17 protein-coding genes and 1 pseudogene are annotated in these 15,819 nt (G+C 43.6%); 17 read left to right on the top strand and 1 reads right to left on the bottom strand.

Annotated features, from left to right (window positions below; translation table 11 throughout):
• From AB3112_RS03125 to tsaD, 13 genes and pseudogenes are all read left to right on the top strand, one after another.
• A pseudogene (locus tag AB3112_RS03125) lies at positions 1-491 on the top strand (DNA polymerase III subunit gamma/tau); the annotation flags it as partial.
• Between the two features lie 29 nt (positions 492-520).
• Positions 521-832, top strand: a complete 312-nt coding sequence (locus AB3112_RS03130; RefSeq protein WP_057910280.1) for a YbaB/EbfC family nucleoid-associated protein — start codon at positions 521-523, stop codon at positions 830-832.
• 22 nt (positions 833-854) lie between these two features.
• Entirely contained in the window at positions 855-1,454 is a 600-nt protein-coding gene (gene recR, locus AB3112_RS03135; protein ID WP_057910279.1) for a recombination mediator RecR, read from the top strand.
• A gap of 30 nt (positions 1,455-1,484) precedes the next feature.
• On the top strand, positions 1,485-1,751 hold the full coding sequence (locus AB3112_RS03140; RefSeq protein ID WP_084975061.1) for a YaaL family protein: 267 nt from the start codon (positions 1,485-1,487) through the stop codon (positions 1,749-1,751).
• A gap of 80 nt (positions 1,752-1,831) precedes the next feature.
• Positions 1,832-2,482 (top strand): dTMP kinase, encoded by a 651-nt coding sequence (gene tmk, locus AB3112_RS03145; protein ID WP_084975063.1) that lies wholly within the window; start codon positions 1,832-1,834, stop codon positions 2,480-2,482.
• 2 nt (positions 2,483-2,484) lie between these two features.
• Positions 2,485-2,811, top strand: a complete 327-nt coding sequence (locus AB3112_RS03150; protein ID WP_057910276.1) for a cyclic-di-AMP receptor — start codon at positions 2,485-2,487, stop codon at positions 2,809-2,811.
• 11 nt (positions 2,812-2,822) lie between these two features.
• Positions 2,823-3,848: a DNA polymerase III subunit delta' gene (gene holB / locus AB3112_RS03155; protein ID WP_057910275.1), complete on the top strand. Its 1,026-nt coding sequence runs from the start codon at positions 2,823-2,825 to the stop codon at positions 3,846-3,848.
• 7 nt (positions 3,849-3,855) lie between these two features.
• Positions 3,856-4,188, top strand: coding sequence for a DNA replication initiation control protein YabA (locus AB3112_RS03160; RefSeq protein WP_057910274.1), 333 nt, complete (start codon positions 3,856-3,858; stop codon positions 4,186-4,188).
• Positions 4,189-4,198: 10 nt separating this feature from the next.
• Positions 4,199-5,074 (top strand): 16S rRNA (cytidine(1402)-2'-O)-methyltransferase, encoded by an 876-nt coding sequence (gene rsmI / locus AB3112_RS03165; protein ID WP_084975162.1) that lies wholly within the window; start codon positions 4,199-4,201, stop codon positions 5,072-5,074.
• Between the two features lie 15 nt (positions 5,075-5,089).
• Positions 5,090-5,863, top strand: a complete 774-nt coding sequence (locus AB3112_RS03170; RefSeq protein ID WP_084975068.1) for an acyl-ACP thioesterase domain-containing protein — start codon at positions 5,090-5,092, stop codon at positions 5,861-5,863.
• Positions 5,864-5,865: 2 nt separating this feature from the next.
• Positions 5,866-6,588, top strand: coding sequence for a tRNA (adenosine(37)-N6)-threonylcarbamoyltransferase complex dimerization subunit type 1 TsaB (tsaB, locus tag AB3112_RS03175; protein ID WP_084975070.1), 723 nt, complete (start codon positions 5,866-5,868; stop codon positions 6,586-6,588).
• Positions 6,572-7,147, top strand: coding sequence for a ribosomal protein S18-alanine N-acetyltransferase (gene rimI / locus AB3112_RS03180; RefSeq protein ID WP_057910336.1), 576 nt, complete (start codon positions 6,572-6,574; stop codon positions 7,145-7,147). The genes tsaB and rimI overlap by 17 nt, the downstream gene beginning before the upstream one ends.
• Positions 7,148-7,167: 20 nt before the next feature.
• The gene (gene tsaD, locus AB3112_RS03185) at positions 7,168-8,208 is read left to right on the top strand and encodes a tRNA (adenosine(37)-N6)-threonylcarbamoyltransferase complex transferase subunit TsaD (RefSeq protein ID WP_367333947.1); all 1,041 of its coding nucleotides are present in this window, start codon (positions 7,168-7,170) and stop codon (positions 8,206-8,208) included.
• Between the two features lie 139 nt (positions 8,209-8,347).
• Here the strand turns inward: tsaD and AB3112_RS03190 are convergent, their stop codons facing one another.
• Complete coding sequence (locus AB3112_RS03190) at positions 8,348-10,303, bottom strand: ABC-F family ATP-binding cassette domain-containing protein (protein WP_367333946.1); 1,956 nt, start codon at positions 10,301-10,303, stop codon at positions 8,348-8,350.
• Positions 10,304-10,488: 185 nt separating this feature from the next.
• Here AB3112_RS03190 and AB3112_RS03195 point away from each other — a divergent pair, with 185 nt between their 5' ends.
• From AB3112_RS03195 to AB3112_RS03210, 4 genes are all read left to right on the top strand, one after another.
• Positions 10,489-11,121 (top strand): redox-sensing transcriptional repressor Rex, encoded by a 633-nt coding sequence (locus tag AB3112_RS03195; RefSeq protein ID WP_057910269.1) that lies wholly within the window; start codon positions 10,489-10,491, stop codon positions 11,119-11,121.
• 277 nt (positions 11,122-11,398) lie between these two features.
• The gene (groES, locus tag AB3112_RS03200; protein ID WP_171031872.1) at positions 11,399-11,683 is read left to right on the top strand and encodes a co-chaperone GroES; all 285 of its coding nucleotides are present in this window, start codon (positions 11,399-11,401) and stop codon (positions 11,681-11,683) included.
• A 97-nt stretch (positions 11,684-11,780) separates the two neighbouring features.
• The gene (groL, locus tag AB3112_RS03205) at positions 11,781-13,403 is read left to right on the top strand and encodes a chaperonin GroEL (RefSeq protein ID WP_057910267.1); all 1,623 of its coding nucleotides are present in this window, start codon (positions 11,781-11,783) and stop codon (positions 13,401-13,403) included.
• Positions 13,404-13,644: 241 nt separating this feature from the next.
• Positions 13,645-15,486: an APC family permease gene (locus AB3112_RS03210; RefSeq protein WP_057910266.1), complete on the top strand. Its 1,842-nt coding sequence runs from the start codon at positions 13,645-13,647 to the stop codon at positions 15,484-15,486.
• Positions 15,487-15,819 lie beyond the last annotated feature (333 nt).

The raw sequence follows: 15,819 nt of genomic DNA on the forward strand, positions 1-15,819 counted from the left end.
AGTTGGCAAAGATTTACCCAATTTTGGGACAGGCCACACGAAAGCAACTTAATCAATTTAAAGAAATTTGGCCGGATTTGATGAATGCATTGTCGGTCACTCAGCGCGCGGTGATGCATGTATCGTCTCCGGTGGCTGCCAGCGAAGGCGGCGTGATTGTCGCCTTTGAATACCCATTTGTGTATCAAAAGGCGCAGGGAGATTCGGATTTAAAGGATGCGTTGGAAAATAATCTGGATCGAATTGTCGGCAAAGTACCCCAAATTGTCTTTGTTCCCGAAAATCAATGGCCGGAAATTCGGCATGATTACTTAGCGAACCATCGCAATCAGCTGAAGGGCAAGAAGGCAGGTTCTAATGATGCCGACCCAAAACCTGATTCCACTGATGACGCTGATGAGCGTCCGGCAGACGACGCCGAGACCCAACCCGTTGTCAAAAAAGCCGAGGAATTATTTGGCAAAGATATATTAGATATTAAAAATGATTAATAAATGACGATTAATGGAGGAAACCAATTATGATGAACCGTATGAACATGAACAACATGATGAAACAAATGAAGAAAATGCAAAAGGAACTCGGTCAAGAACAAGAGAACCTAAAGCAACAAGAATTTAAGGGTGTCTCTCCTGATGACATGGTGACGGTGACCTTTAGCGGTGATAAGAAGATGACTGACATTCAAATTAAGCCTGAAGCCATCGATCCAGATGATCCAGACATGTTGGGCGATTTGGTGCTGGCTGCCGTAAACGATGGTCTTACCAAGGTTGATAAAGCGACCCAAGATACAATGGGTAAATATACTAAAGGGATCCCAGGAATGTAAGCATTTTTGAAAAGGGGAAACTATGCAATATCCTGAACCAATCGCAAAATTAATTGATAGTTACATGAAGTTGCCGGGGATTGGCAGCAAGACCGCGACCCGCTTGGCATTTTACACGGTCGATATGAATGAAGATGATGTCAAGGAGTTCTCCAAAGCATTGGTTGCCACCAAAAACGATTTACGCTACTGTTCGATTTGTGGCAATTTAACCGATGAGGATCCCTGTGATATTTGCCGGGACAAAACCCGCGATCAATCAACGATTTTAGTTGTTGAAGAGCCCAAAGACGTGATGGTTATGGAAAAAGTGCAGGAGTACCATGGGCTATATCACGTGCTGCACGGTGTTTTATCACCTATTGAAGGTAAGGGCCCGGAAGATTTGAATATTAGTTCTTTGATTAAGCGGCTGCAAAAAAATCAAGACGTCAAAGAAGTCATCGTCGCAACCAACGCCACTCCAGAAGGAGAAGCGACAGCGATGTATCTGAGCAAGCTGATTAAGCCGGCCGGCATTAAAGTGACGCGGCTGGCCCATGGGCTGTCCGTTGGCTCTGATATCGAGTACGCCGATGAAATGACCTTGTTTAAAGCGGTCCAGGGAAGAACTGAAATTTAAGCGAATTTAAAAGCGAGGTGGTCAATCAACATGTTTTTCAATCGATTCAGACGGCAAAACGTCAGAAAAGAATACGATCAACGATTGCTTGAGCTGATCAATAGTTTGAAGGAGGAGTGGGATCATGCCTCCCAAACGCAAGAGGCTGTGGCTGATAGTGATATGGAAATGGAACAAGAGACTGCCTTGGCACGACAAAAGTATTTCTTTATCTATAGAGAAGCCCGGATCAGAAAAATCAAAAACGATCAAATCCAACCTTCTGTGATCAGTTACGATCACGATAACTTTGAATAATGTGCTGGAATCAAACAACACGTCATTAGACAGTCGAAATGAGTTAAAGTACAATTAACCATAGAATTGAGGGAATTGTTTTGGATGGTAAATTTATCACGTTTGAAGGACCGGATGGTGCGGGGAAAACGTCCGTTATGAACCAAGTAATCGCCGTGTTTGATCAAGAACTCGGCGATAGATTGCTGGTCACCCGGGAGCCGGGGGGCAACAAAATTTCAGAGGAGATCCGCAGCGTGATTTTGGATCGGGACAACACTGAAATGGATTATCGGACCGAAGCGTTATTGTATGCGGCAGCCCGTCGGCAGCACCTGGTTGAAACCATCTTACCCGCACTGAAAGATCATAAATTAGTCTTATGTGATCGCTACGTTGACAGTTCGGTTGCCTACCAGGGTGCGGGACGTCAGATTGGCATGAGTCAAGTTGCCAGAATGAATGAATTTGCAACAGAGAAATTATTGCCGTTTAAAACAATTTATTTTGATATTCCCGTTGAAGTTGGCTTGGAGCGGATCGCCAAGCATCGCGATAGTCGTAAAATTGACCGGTTGGATGTCGAAACAACCGCTTTTCATAAGCGGGTTCATCAAGGTTACATGAAGATTCGCGATCAAAATGCCGATCGGTTTATCAGTATCGATGCAACGCAGCCAATCGATGCGGTGGTTAATGATACAATTACAATTATTCATCAAATTGCCGGCGAATACTTTAAGGAGGATTAAGTATGAAATTAGTCATTGCGATTGTCCAAGATAAAGACGCAAACAAGCTTCGTTCGGTCTTTGTTGCCCATAACATCATTGCGACCCGATTTTCAACTACCGGTAGCTTTTTGCGGGCAGGAAACACCACTTATTTAGTTGCGGTTGACGATGATAAAGTTGATTTGACGTTGAAGTTGATCAAAGAAACTTGTTCAGCAAGACAGCAATTTATGACACCGCCCGTTAGTCTGAATGGGGATACTGCTGAACACACTTTTCCAATTGAAGTTCAAGTTGGCGGGGCAACGGTTATGATTTTGCCAATCGAAGCATTTAAGCAGTTTTAGAAGGGAACGTTATGGAACAAAATATTGTTAACGTTGCTGAAACTAAACAACCGACAATTTTTAAGCAGTTTATGAATCTGGTTAAACGAAACGAATTGTCTCACGCCTATTTGTTTACTGGTGAAGACGGTGCCGGTCAATTTTCAGTCGCAATGGGGGTTGCCATGCGGCTTTTTTGTACGAATGTTCAAAATGGCATGCCGTGTGGTCAATGTCCCGAGTGCCGGCGAATCATGAATTATGACCACCCAGATGTCGTCATGACCAAGCCGGATGGGCTAAGTATCAAAGTTGACCAAATCCGTCACGTTAAAAGTGAATTTACCAAGAGCGCCATGGAAGGATCCAAAAAGGTCTTCATTATTTCCGAAGCTGAAAAAATGACGACCGGCGCAGCGAACAGCTTATTGAAGTTTATTGAGGAACCGACCGGAAACGTCGTCTCGTTTCTGATCAGTAAAAACCGGAATTTGGTGTTGCCAACGATTATTTCCAGAACCCAAGTGGTTGAATTCCCCAGCTTGAGCAAAAAATTGATGGTTGAAGAATTAAAATCAAGTGGGGTTAAGCCCAGTGAAGTCAATTTGATGATTTCAATCACCAATAGCATGGACGAAATCAACGAATGGCTCAAAGATGACTGGTTTGAAAATACCCAACGGTTGCTCGAAAAGTGGTTTACCTATTTGGTAAAGAGTGATGCGATGGCCATGCCGTTTATTCAAATGTCCTTGATGCCATTAATTACTAATAAAGAACGACAACGGATTGTTATCTCAATGATGATTAGTTTGTTTGATGATGTGTTACAAATGAAGTATGAAACATTGAGCGCGGATCAAGTTAAGTACCCCGGCATCCTGGAACAAACCAAACAGGCTGCAACCAAATGGAACAACGACCAGGTGTTGGCCATGCTCGACGAATTATTGAATATGAACAGCAGTATGAACGTTAACGTAAACTTTCAAAACATCATTGAATCAGTGACGCTAAAGATTCTCACAATCAGTCAGTCAGAGTTTGTTAAAGGGTGATAAAAACGTGGACAGTCAGAGCTTATACGATGAATTAAAACAAATGGACACACAACTTAGTTCCAACGCCGCAAACTTTTCCCACCTCCATGAATCATTGATCGGCTTGATGGAAAAAAACGCGGAGCTAGAAATTGAAAATCAGCATCTACGGGATCGAATTAATCAGATAACTGAAAAAATGGATAGCAACTCACCTCGCCTGTCTAAGTCGAGAAAGAACTTAGAAAAGCTTTATAACCAAGGCTTTCATGTATGCAGCTCGTATTATGGCAAGCGTCGGGAAAACGGTGAGGACTGTATTTTCTGTACCGATATTATTTATGGCAAACGTCATTAAGGAGTCAACATTGGAAACGCAACGAAGCTTTGATTCTGCAACTCAATATGGGATTTTATACCTGGTACCAACGCCAATCGGGAATCTTGACGACATGACGTTTCGTGCCGTCAAAATACTTCAGGAAGCCGATTTGATTGCGGCAGAAGACACACGAAACACCCAGAAACTGCTCAATCATTTTGATATTAAAACCAAACAAATTAGCTTTCATGAGCACAACACCGCTCAACGGATTCCGGAATTGATCGAGAAGTTAAAGCAGGGCGTGACAATCGCACAGGTGAGTGATGCAGGGATGCCGTCCATTAGTGATCCCGGCCATGAATTGGTGATGGCGTGTGTGAAAGAACAAATCAATGTTGTGCCACTTCCTGGTGCCAATGCCGGAATCACGGCGTTAATTGCCTCAGGAGTTGCGCCCCAGCCATTTTACTTTTACGGGTTTCTTTCCCGGAAACCTAAAGAGCAGCGAGAAGAACTCGATGCACTGCGCAACAAGCCTGAAACAATGATTTTCTATGAGGCGCCACATCGGTTGAAGAAGACTCTAAAAATTTTGGAAGACCAGCTGGGATCTGCTCGAAAGGGTGCTCTGTGCCGGGAGTTGACCAAAAAGCATGAAGAATTTATTCGCGGGAGTCTTTCGGAACTCAACGAATGGGCCAATTCCAATGAAGTTCGTGGGGAATTTGTTATTATAGTGTCAGGTAATGACCAGCCTGAAATTGAGGCTGTCGACCCACTCGCCGGAATGACCATTGACCAGCAGGTTGATTTCTATATTCAAAATGATCTGAGTGTTAACGAAGCAATTAAGCGGGTTGCTAAAGCGCATCATTTACGTAAGCAAGTTGTTTATAATCAATACCACGACATCAAATAGAAAGAAGTAATGTCTATGCCAGCCCATCACTTTAGTGAAATCCACACCATCCCATTTTATGAATGCGATGTTAATAACCGTATTACGATTCCGATGCTGATTAACATTTTGATTTTGGCGTCTGAACACCAAAATGAAAAACTCGGTGTTGATCAACGATATTTGATTGATAAATATGGCATTGGGTGGGTTGTTACTTCATATTCGATTCACATTACCAAGCTGCCGCAAAAAGACATGAAAGTTGAAATGACGACTCGGGGAACCTCTTATAACCGTTACTTTGCTTATCGAGAGTTTTGGTTACATGACGAAGCTGGGAACGAATTAGTCAAGGTCGAAAGCATCTGGGTTTTAATGGATGAAAAGGCCCGTAAAATTACGGCGATTGCAGACGACGTGATTGCCCCGTACCAGTCCGAAAAGGTTCGCAGAATACCACGGCTGCCGCGACCGGATAAGATTGAAGAAACAAGTCAAGCCACGGCCAAACAATATCGGGTTAGATGGAGTGACATTGATTTTAACGGCCACGTTAATAATTCCCGTTATCCTGAATGGATGTTGGATGCACTGCCAATGACCTTTTTAAATGCGCACGAACCGGCCAACATTGATATCCGTTTTGAAAATGAAGTCACATATGGAAGCATGGTGACGAGTTCGGTAGTTGTCGATTCTTCAGATAATGATAGAATTAAAACAGTGCACGAAATTACATCCAACGATGTGCTCTCAGCTACGGCATCGATCATTTGGAAAGAAAGTAAAGCAAAGGGTAACGATTAATCATGAAAATTTTAGCAATTGATACATCGAATCGGCCACTTTCCGTCGCTGTTATGGAAGATGACCGTTTATTAGCGGAAACGACGTTAACCACGCATAGAAAGCACGCAGAATTTTTGATGCCGGTCATTGAAGACTTGGTTCAAAAATCTGATTTGAAGCCAACGGATTTACAGCGGGTTGTCGTCGCCGATGGGCCAGGATCCTACACAGGGATTCGCATGGCAGTGACAGCGGGGAAAACAATCGCTAAAACGCTTGGTATTGAGTTGGTGACGGTTTCGAGCCTATTAAATTTGGCCCTTAATATTGAAAAAGAAGGGGTTTTGATCAACCCAATTTTTGATGGTCGAAACCAAAACATGTTCACCGGCCTTTATCGGTGGAACGATGGTGTCATTGAGTCCGTGATTGAAGATCAGCACATCAACTTAACTGACTGGCTGAAATTAATCAGCTTTTATGATCAACCAATTGTCATTTCCGGTGACACGGATTCATTTGAAGACGGGATGCGGTCTGTTTTACATAGTCGTTTAATCGTCGCTGATTCATTAGCAGCAATTCCCAGTGCTGCCAAGCTCGGTCGCTATGGGCGATCAAAGTCGCCGGTGACAAACGTTGATGCGGTTGTCCCTAGGTACTTGAGATTGACCAAGGCGGAGGCCGATTGGAAAAAATTACATCCTAACGAGGATACGCATGATTATGTTGAAAAAATTTAAGGATTGGTTTAGTAAGCAATTTTATAATAAGGAAGTCCAGTTACGTGAACGTTACCTTGACATCAAAAATCACGATGTTGAAATTAACGGAACTGAATATTTCTTGGCTAAGGCCATGATTCCGGATATTCCTGAGATTTTAGGAATTGAACGCGCCGTTTATGGTGGCCAGACCCCTTGGGACGACCGGGCTTTTCGCACAGAATTGATGCGAAAGACCGACCGTCTGTACTTGGTTTTACGACGAAATGATTGGCTGGTCGCGTTTATCGGCTGTTCATTGAATAATCATACCAAGGATTGTCACATCACAAACGTTGCTGTTGCACCCAATTTTCAAAATCATGGATTGGGGTACTTTTTGGTCACGACGATCATTAAAAAAGCCCGTCAGCTTCAGTACAGTAAAGTTACTTTGGAGGTTCGCGTCAGCAATACGCGCGCCCAGAAATTGTACCGAGACATCGGGTTTGTGGATAACGGCCTGAAAAAAGACTATTACTTCAACGATCGCGAAGATGCTTTGAATATGGTTTTGGATATTACCAAGATTGGGTAAAAATGACGAATAGGGATGAGATGAATTTATTGGCAAGAAATTTAGTGCTTTCTTTTGAAACCAGCTGTGACGAAACGTCAGTCGCTGTGATCGAAAATGGCAATCAGATTCTTTCAAATATTGTTGCGACACAAATCAAAAGTCACCAACGATTCGGCGGGGTTGTTCCCGAAGTTGCCAGTCGCCACCACATTGAGCAGATTACGAGTTGTATTGAGGATGCATTAACCGAAGCGGACGTCACCTACGACGACTTGTCTGCAGTGGCGGTTACTTACGGTCCTGGCCTAGTGGGCGCACTATTGATTGGTGTGGCGGCTGCCAAAGCGGTTGCTTGGGCCCACCAGTTACCATTAGTTCCGGTCAATCACTTGGCGGGACATATTTATGCTGCCCGATTAGTTGAACCGATCGAATTTCCGGCCATGGCGCTCGTAGTTTCCGGGGGACACACTGAGCTGGTTTACATGCCGGAAGAAAATCGATTTCAAATTATTGGTGAAACCAGAGACGATGCTGCCGGAGAAGCGTACGATAAAATTGGTCGGGTTCTCGGGATTAACTATCCCGCCGGCAAGCCGGTTGACGAATTGGCTCATCAGGGCAAGGATACTTTCAACTTTCCTCGGGCAATGGACTCCGACGAGAACTTCGATTTTAGTTTTAGTGGCTTGAAGAGTGCGTTTATTAACACGGTTCACCATGCAGATCAACTCAACGAATCACTGAGCAAAGAAGATCTCGCCGCCAGCTTCCAACAAGCAGTTGTAGATGTTTTGTCGGATAAAACTGTCAGAGCCTTACGTGAATTTCCAGTTAAACAACTGATTTTAGCCGGTGGTGTGGCAGCCAACAAAGGTCTGCGCGACAGACTCACGTCAGACTTAGCGGCTTTTCCACAAACCAAGCTTGAATTGGTACCACTCTCATTGTGCGGGGATAATGCCGCCATGATTGGGGCAGCTGGGGAAATGCTCTATCGACACGGTGAGCGGGCGGACGCAACGCTCAATGCCGATCCTGGGCTTGAATTTGATTGGCTTAAAGATGAAGTTAAATAAAAATATGGACAAAAAATGAGGTCGGGACAAAACTTAAAAGTTTTGCTCCAACCTCTTTTTTAGCCTGAATATTACCTAACCGATATTTGGCCCACGCTCATTTTTTAGGTGAAAGTCGAGTGGTGTGATCCGAGAGCTGCTAGCCTTCAGACATGTTTTCGAGCTTCAAACTGGCGGCTTCCCAGTTTGATTCCGTTTCGCCGATTTTTTGATTGGTCTCATCAAGTTGAGTTTGCAGATCCTGTAGTTTACCTAAGTCGTTAAAAACATTCGGCTTGGTCATCTCAGTCTCAATTGTATCTTTTTCTTTTGTTAAACGATCCAGTTGTTCTTCGAGCGACGCCACTTCTCTTTCAAGCTTGCGGTGCTCTTTTTGAACTTGTTTATTGATGACGTAATTCTTCTTGTCTGTGGTTTGCTCCGGTTCGGATTGTGACTGTTCCGGGGCATTTTTCTGGGCATCATGTTCCTTAATCGCAAGTTGCTCGGCTTTTTTATCGACGTAATAATCGTAATTTCCTAAATACAGCGTTGTGCCTTGACGGGACAGTTCGACCACAGACGTGGCAATCTTATTGATGAAGTAGCGGTCATGGGAAACAAACAAAATTGTGCCGTCAAATTGATTTAACGCTTTTTCTAAAACTTCCCGGCTGTCGATGTCCAAATGATTGGTCGGCTCATCTAGAATCAGGAAATTATTGTGCTGCATCGCGAGCTTCGTCAACAGGAGTCGGGCCTTTTGACCACCGGAAAGATCATGAACCATTTTGGCAACATCGTCACCCGAAAATAAAAAGCTGCCCAAGATGCTTCTAATGTCGCCCTCAGGCGTGGTTGGATGATCGTCCCATAGTTCACTTAAAACGGTTTTGGAATCGTGTAGGGAGGCCTGCTCTTGATCGTAGTACCCGGTATCAACACCGGTGCCAAATTGGGCTGTTCCCTTTAAAAATGGAATGATCCCCAAGATACTTTTAAGTAGCGTTGATTTTCCAACCCCGTTTGGGCCGACAATTGCAATCGCTTGGTGACGTTTCACGTCGAGATTAACCGGTTCCGAAAGAACAGTGGTGTAGCCGACCGCGGCGTTTACGACGTTTAAAACGTTGTTGCCGCTCTTGGAAGCCGGCGTAAATGAAAAACGGGCACTTTTGGCGTCACCGGTCGGCTTTTGCAGCTTGTCCATTTTTTCGAGTTGCTTTCGTCTCGCCTGAGCTTGTTTTGTCGTAGATGCCCGGACGATGTTTTTATCGACAAATGTTTGTAACTTCTGAATCTTTGCCTGTTGTTTTTCGTATTCTTTCCACTCTTGTTCGACTAGCTGGCCCTTTTTTCGGGTGTAGTCGGTATAATTCCCAGTGAAATGGTGCAGGGTCCCTTGTGACATTTCGTAGACTTCGTTCACAATCCGGTCCAGAAAATAACGGTCATGTGAAATGATCAGGAGCGCACCGCTATAATTTTGAATGTAGCCTTCAAGCCAGGTGATGGTTTCAACATCCAAGTGGTTGGTCGGTTCATCTAAGATTAAGAGCTCAGGCTTTTCCAACAAGAGCTTAGCCAGCGCCAATTGGGTCTTTTGACCACCGGACAATTCGTTGATATGCCGATCGTAGTCGGGTTGCTCAAAACCAAAGCCATGGAGCACGCCGCGAATTTCAGCGTCGTAACCGTATCCGTTATGTTGTTCAAAATCGGCCCGAATATTATCATATTGTGAAGAAATCGTTTGGTAATCTTCAGAGGTCGTATCCAGATCAGGGGCACTCATTTGTGATTCTAATTCATGGAGCTTGTGTTCTTGTGCTTTTAAACCGGCAAAAACCGATGCCATCTCATCATAGATGCTTTTATCGGAGTCCAAACCAGTATCCTGGGCAAGGTAGCCAATCGTCAGATTCTTTTTGGTGACAATTTGGCCGCTGTCAACGGATTGTTCACCGATTATCATTTTGACCAGGGTCGACTTGCCGGCACCGTTTCGGCCGACCAAGGCAATGCGACTATTTTCTTGAATGGCCAAGTTAACTTTTGAAAAAATTGTTTCGCCATTGAAACGTTTACTGAGATCCTGTACTTGTAAGATTATCAAGCGTTTGGCCACCTTTCGTTTTGTAACTTACATCATATAATTCTATCATAATTTTCAATGATTCAGTAATTTTTTGTAAGTATTATTTGAAATATATTTCACAAGATGTCGAGATATGGTAGAATAAGTTGTAAATAGGAATTCACAAAGTTATATGATCAAAATACAAATAGGAGGAAATTTTCTTGACAGCTGAAAATATTCCACGCGCAACCGCTAAACGATTGCCCATTTATTACAGATACTTAAATATATTACACGATACAGGCAAGCAACGAATTTCGTCTACCGAATTAGCTGAGGCGGTGCAGGTTGATTCAGCTACAATCCGCCGGGACTTTTCGTACTTTGGTGCCTTGGGTAAACGAGGTTACGGTTACGATGTCGACAATTTGCTTTCATTTTTCAAGCAGATTTTGAATCAGGAGCATCTGACCAACGTTGCCTTGATCGGGGTTGGAAACTTGGGCCACGCCTTGTTGAACTTTAATTTTCACAAGGATGGCAACGTTCGAATCTCCGCTGCATTTGATACCGATGATGAAATTGTCAACACGATTGAAGACGGCGTTCCGGTTTATCCGATTGATGAATTGGCGCATCAGCTTCACGATCAACAAATTAAAGTGATTATTTTGACCGTTCCATCAAGCGTTGCCCAATCGATCGCCGACGATGCCGTCGCCGGTGGGGTGAAGGGAATTTTGAACTTTACGCCGATCAGATTGTCCGTGCCTGATGATGTGTTAGTCCAAAATGTCGATTTAACCAACGAATTACAAACTTTGATTTATTTTATTGAAAATTTCAGTAAGTAACAGCTTAATGAATAGATGTTATCGGCCGGACCAAAAGTGTCAACTTTTGGCTCGGCTTTTTTGAATGACTTCAATTCTGCGATTAAAACGCCTTTGTCACAAGGTTTTTCTGTTACGTCAATTTGTGAAAGCCGGCCTAGTCAATACTAAAATCTTGAAAAATATGTAGAAATCCTTGCAATTGGTCTGAAAAAATAATATATTATAAACAGTGATTAGCACTTTTAACATACGAGTGCTAATGATGCTAAAAAATGTTGTAAATGGAGGGACTAACGTGTTAAAACCATTAGGAGATCGCGTCATTATCGAAACAGAAAAAGAAGAAGAAAAATCAGTGGGCGGCATTGTTCTTGCTGATAATGCAAAGAAAAAGCCACAAGCTGGTACCGTCGTTGCCGTGGGTGATGGCCGCGTTTTGGATAACGGCCAAAAAGTAGCGCCAGTTGTTAAGAAGGGCGACCGGGTTATGTTTGATAAGTACGCCGGAACCGAGATCGAGGACAACGATCAGTCCTACCTGGTTCTGCATGAAAAAGACATCGTTGCAGTTATCGAGTAAGTTCATTTTACCAAGATAATTGTGCGTTAGTGAATGATTTGAATCGAATAACAATTTAAAAATAATCAAAAATACTTTTTTGAGGTGAAATTTTAAAATGGCTAAACAAGTAAAGTTTTCTGAAGATGCTCGTGGCGCAATGCTTCGAGGCGTTGATAAATTAGCAGATACAGTTAAGGCAACAATTGGACCAAAGGGTCGAAACGTTGTTTTGGAACAAAGTGCAGGAACACCAACCATTACCAATGATGGTGTCACAATTGCCAAGTCAATTGAATTGCCTGATCATTTTGAAAACATGGGTGCCAAGTTGGTTTCTGAAGTTGCTTCAAAGACCAATGATGTTGCCGGTGATGGAACCACCACTGCAACTGTTTTAACACAAGCAATCGTCAATGAAGGTATGAAGAACGTGACTGCCGGTGCCAACCCAGTTGGTATTCGTCGCGGGATTGAAAAAGCAACCAAGGCTGCCGTTGATGCCCTTCACAAGATGTCACACGATGTTAAGACCAAGGATGATATTGCACAAATTGCATCCATTTCATCTGCCAACACTGAAGTTGGTAAGTTGATTGCCGATGCAATGGAAAAGGTTGGCCATGATGGTGTCATTACCATTGAAGAGTCACGTGGTGTTGATACCAGCTTGGACGTTGTTGAAGGAATGCAATTCGACCGTGGCTACATGTCACAATACATGGTAACCGACAACGACAAGATGGAAGCTAACTTGGATAATCCATACATCTTGGTAACTGATAAGAAGATCACTAACATTCAAGACATTTTGCCATTGCTGCAAAAGATTGTTGAACAAGGTCGTTCACTTCTGATTATTGCCGATGACATTGGTGGCGAAGCATTGCCAACACTTGTTTTGAACAAGATGCGTGGAACCTTCAACGTTGTTGCTGTTAAGGCCCCTGGCTTTGGTGACCGTCGTAAGGATCAATTACAAGATATTGCCATTTTGACTGGTGCAACCTTGATCACCGACGACCTTGGCTTGAACTTGAAGGACGCAACCCTTGAACAATTAGGTCAAGCTAACAAGGTTAACGTTACGAAGGATTCAACTACCATCGTTGACGGTTCAGGTTCAAATGATGAAATTGCCAACCGTGTTGCTGAAATTAAGACACAAATCGAAAAGACGACTTCAGACTTTGACCGTGACAAGTTAAAGGAACGTTTAGCTAAGTTATCAGGTGGGGTTGCCGTTGTTCGTGTTGGTGCCGCAACTGAAACTGAATTGAAGGAAAAGAAGTATCGGATTGAAGATGCTTTGAACGCAACCCGTGCAGCCGTTGAAGAAGGCTTCGTACCCGGTGGTGGAACTGCTTTGATTAACGTCATTCCAGAAATCGCCAAGTTGGATGCCGAAGCTGGCGGTGATGAAGAAACTGGTATCAGAATCGTCCTTCGTGCCCTCGAAGAGCCAGTTCGTCAAATCGCTGAAAATGCCGGTGTTGAAGGCTCTGTCATCGTTGAAAAGCTCAAGGATGAAAAGCCTGGAATCGGCTATAACGCTGCTAACGGCAAATTTGAAGATATGATTGACGATGGAATCGTTGATCCTACCAAGGTTACCCGTTCAGCACTTCAAAATGCCGCATCCGTTTCTGCTTTGTTGTTGACAACGGAAGCTGTTGTTGCCGACGAACCTAAGCCGGACACACCAGCTGCTCCAATGCCACAACCAGGAATGGGCATGTAATTTAGCATAAAATAACCATTTATGATTAAAGTATTGTAAAATAAGCATCAGTCCTAATGAGGATTGGTGCTTATTTTGAATCAAAATTTGTCTGGTAAATGTCATATTTTTTGGCTTTCAAATGAGTTTCAGTTCTAAACTCATTTGGGCGTACATATCAAGACTTGTTTTTAATCTCAAGAAGGACTATCATTTTATGGTTCACAAGAATGGTAGATTATTGAAAAAGGAGTAACTATTTATGTGGCGATATCTTAAACGGCTGTTAATTGGGAAGCCGTTAAAAACCACTGATGAAGGTGGTCAATCCTTAACCAAATTTAAGGCACTGGCATTACTGTCTTCCGATGCGCTCTCGTCAGTTGCATATGGTACTGAACAGATTACAACCATTTTGATTACGCTGTCTGCAGCAGCGTTGATGTACCAAATTTGGGTTGCCGCACTTGTGTTGGTATTGTTGGCTGCAATTACGTTGTCATACCAACAAATTATTCATGCTTATCCGTCTGGCGGTGGTGCCTACGTTGTTGCCAGCACCAATTGGGGACAGCAGGCCGGACTGGTTGCCGGCGGGTCACTACTGGTTGACTATATGTTGACCGTTGCCGTTTCAACCACATCTGCGACCGAGGCGATTACCTCGGCTATCCCGTCATTGTATTCGCACCAAGTCTTGATTTCCTGTCTTATTGTTGTTGCTATTATGTTGCTTAATCTTCGGGGAATTCGAGAATCCGCTTCATTTTTGACGCTGCCTGTTTATTTATTTATCATCATGATCATTGGGATGATCGTATACGGTGGCTACAATATCGTCACTGGCAACATTGCCTATCACGCGGCTGCGCATATTGGTGCGCCCGTTGAAGGGATGACGCTGGTGCTGTTCTTTAGGGCATTTTCATCCGGTTCTTCATCATTGACCGGTGTTGAAGCGATTAGTAATGCTGTTCCTAACTTCAACAAACCAAAGAGTAAGAACGCCTCTGCAACATTGGCGATCATGGCCACCATCTTAGCTTGCTTCTTTGGTGGGATTACATTTCTTAGTTACTACATGGGGATTGTGCCTAACAGTCATGAAACGGTTCTTTCACAAATTGGTGTGAATGTGTTTGGCCACGGCATTGTTTACTATATTCTTCAGCTGTCAACCGCGATGATTTTGGCAGTCGCTGCCAATACCGGATTTTCAGCCTTTCCAATTTTGGCGTATAATTTGGCGAAAGATAAGTTCTTGCCCCACGCCTACTTGGATAAAGGGGACCGGTTGGGTTACTCCAACGGTATTATTTCCTTGGCAATTGGTGCGATGGTCTTGATTGGCATTTTTGGTGGTCGGACGAACTCACTGATTCCACTTTATGCGGTCGGTGTTTTCATTCCATTTACGCTGTCACAATCAGGGATGATTATTCACTGGTATCGAAACCGAGGAAAAAATTGGCAAATCAAATCAGTGATCAACTTTATTGGGGCCTTCATTTCCTTAGCTTTGGTTACTTGTTTGTTCCTGTTAAGATTCCCCAATGTTTGGCCTTATCTAATCGTAATGCCGATTTTGTTACAAATTTTCTACAAGATTCACCATCACTATGTTCGAGTTGCTGAGCAGCTACGGGTGGTCGAAGACGAAACGGAGATTACTGCTACCCATCATTTTGATGGGGCGACTGTGATTGTACTGGTTAGCGGGGTGACCCGGGTGACGGCGAATGCTATCAGCTATGCCCAGTCAATTGGTGATTATGTTATCGCAATGCACGTCTCGTTTGATTCCAATCCTGAAAAGGAACATAAGACCTCTGAGCAATTTAAGAAGGAATTCCCAGACGTCCGATTCGTGGATATCCATTCGTCTTATCGATCCATCGCCCAACCAACCTTACGATTCTGTGATGTGATTGCTAAGCGTGCGGCTGATCGGAATTATTCAACCACGGTCTTGGTACCACAATTCGTGCCACGTCACCGCTGGGAGAACGTCTTGCATAACCAAACCAGTCTGCGCTTGCGAACGATTTTAAATTCAAGACAAAATATTATTATTTCAACTTATAACTACCACCTGCGTGAGTAGTTGGGATTAAAGCCTGCGGGGACATACCGCTCATACTTTGAGAGCTGTTATTTGGTGCCCGATTCAGTTGAGTTACATTCAGGCTAAAAAGGGAGTGTGCCAAAAGGCGGGTTATGCTACGGAAGCGGCCTTTTGGCACACGTTCTGGCTATATAAAATTGAAAAAGCAAGGGGCTGTTGGCAAAACGTTAGTTTTGTCACAGCCCCTTAGTTTGTACGTGGGCTTTCCAGTATCCCCATTAATCGCTCATAAGCGCGCTTTAGTCGCTTTTGGTCAAGGGGTGTTGCCCATGTTGCCTTCTTAGGTTACATCGCCCTGTAAGACGGTTCAAT

The sequence above is a fragment of the Lentilactobacillus sp. genome, from assembly GCF_040773105.1.
Lineage (GTDB): Bacteria > Bacillota > Bacilli > Lactobacillales > Lactobacillaceae > Lentilactobacillus > Lentilactobacillus parabuchneri.

What these genes read in the sequence shown, in the direction of transcription:
- holB (WP_057910275.1), top strand. Translation starts at nt 2,823, where the DNA reads ATGGAACAAAATATTGTTAACGTTGCTGAAACTAAACAACCGACAATT.
- AB3112_RS03140 (WP_084975061.1), top strand. Translation starts at nt 1,485, where the DNA reads ATGTTTTTCAATCGATTCAGACGGCAAAACGTCAGAAAAGAATACGAT.
- AB3112_RS03210 (WP_057910266.1), top strand. Translation starts at nt 13,645, where the DNA reads ATGTGGCGATATCTTAAACGGCTGTTAATTGGGAAGCCGTTAAAAACC.
- recR (WP_057910279.1), top strand. Translation starts at nt 855, where the DNA reads ATGCAATATCCTGAACCAATCGCAAAATTAATTGATAGTTACATGAAG.
- tsaB (WP_084975070.1), top strand. Translation starts at nt 5,866, where the DNA reads ATGAAAATTTTAGCAATTGATACATCGAATCGGCCACTTTCCGTCGCT.
- AB3112_RS03150 (WP_057910276.1), top strand. Translation starts at nt 2,485, where the DNA reads ATGAAATTAGTCATTGCGATTGTCCAAGATAAAGACGCAAACAAGCTT.
- rimI (WP_057910336.1), top strand. Translation starts at nt 6,572, where the DNA reads ATGTTGAAAAAATTTAAGGATTGGTTTAGTAAGCAATTTTATAATAAG.
- tsaD (WP_367333947.1), top strand. Translation starts at nt 7,168, where the DNA reads ATGAATTTATTGGCAAGAAATTTAGTGCTTTCTTTTGAAACCAGCTGT.
- AB3112_RS03130 (WP_057910280.1), top strand. Translation starts at nt 521, where the DNA reads ATGATGAACCGTATGAACATGAACAACATGATGAAACAAATGAAGAAA.
- groL (WP_057910267.1), top strand. Translation starts at nt 11,781, where the DNA reads ATGGCTAAACAAGTAAAGTTTTCTGAAGATGCTCGTGGCGCAATGCTT.
- AB3112_RS03170 (WP_084975068.1), top strand. Translation starts at nt 5,090, where the DNA reads ATGCCAGCCCATCACTTTAGTGAAATCCACACCATCCCATTTTATGAA.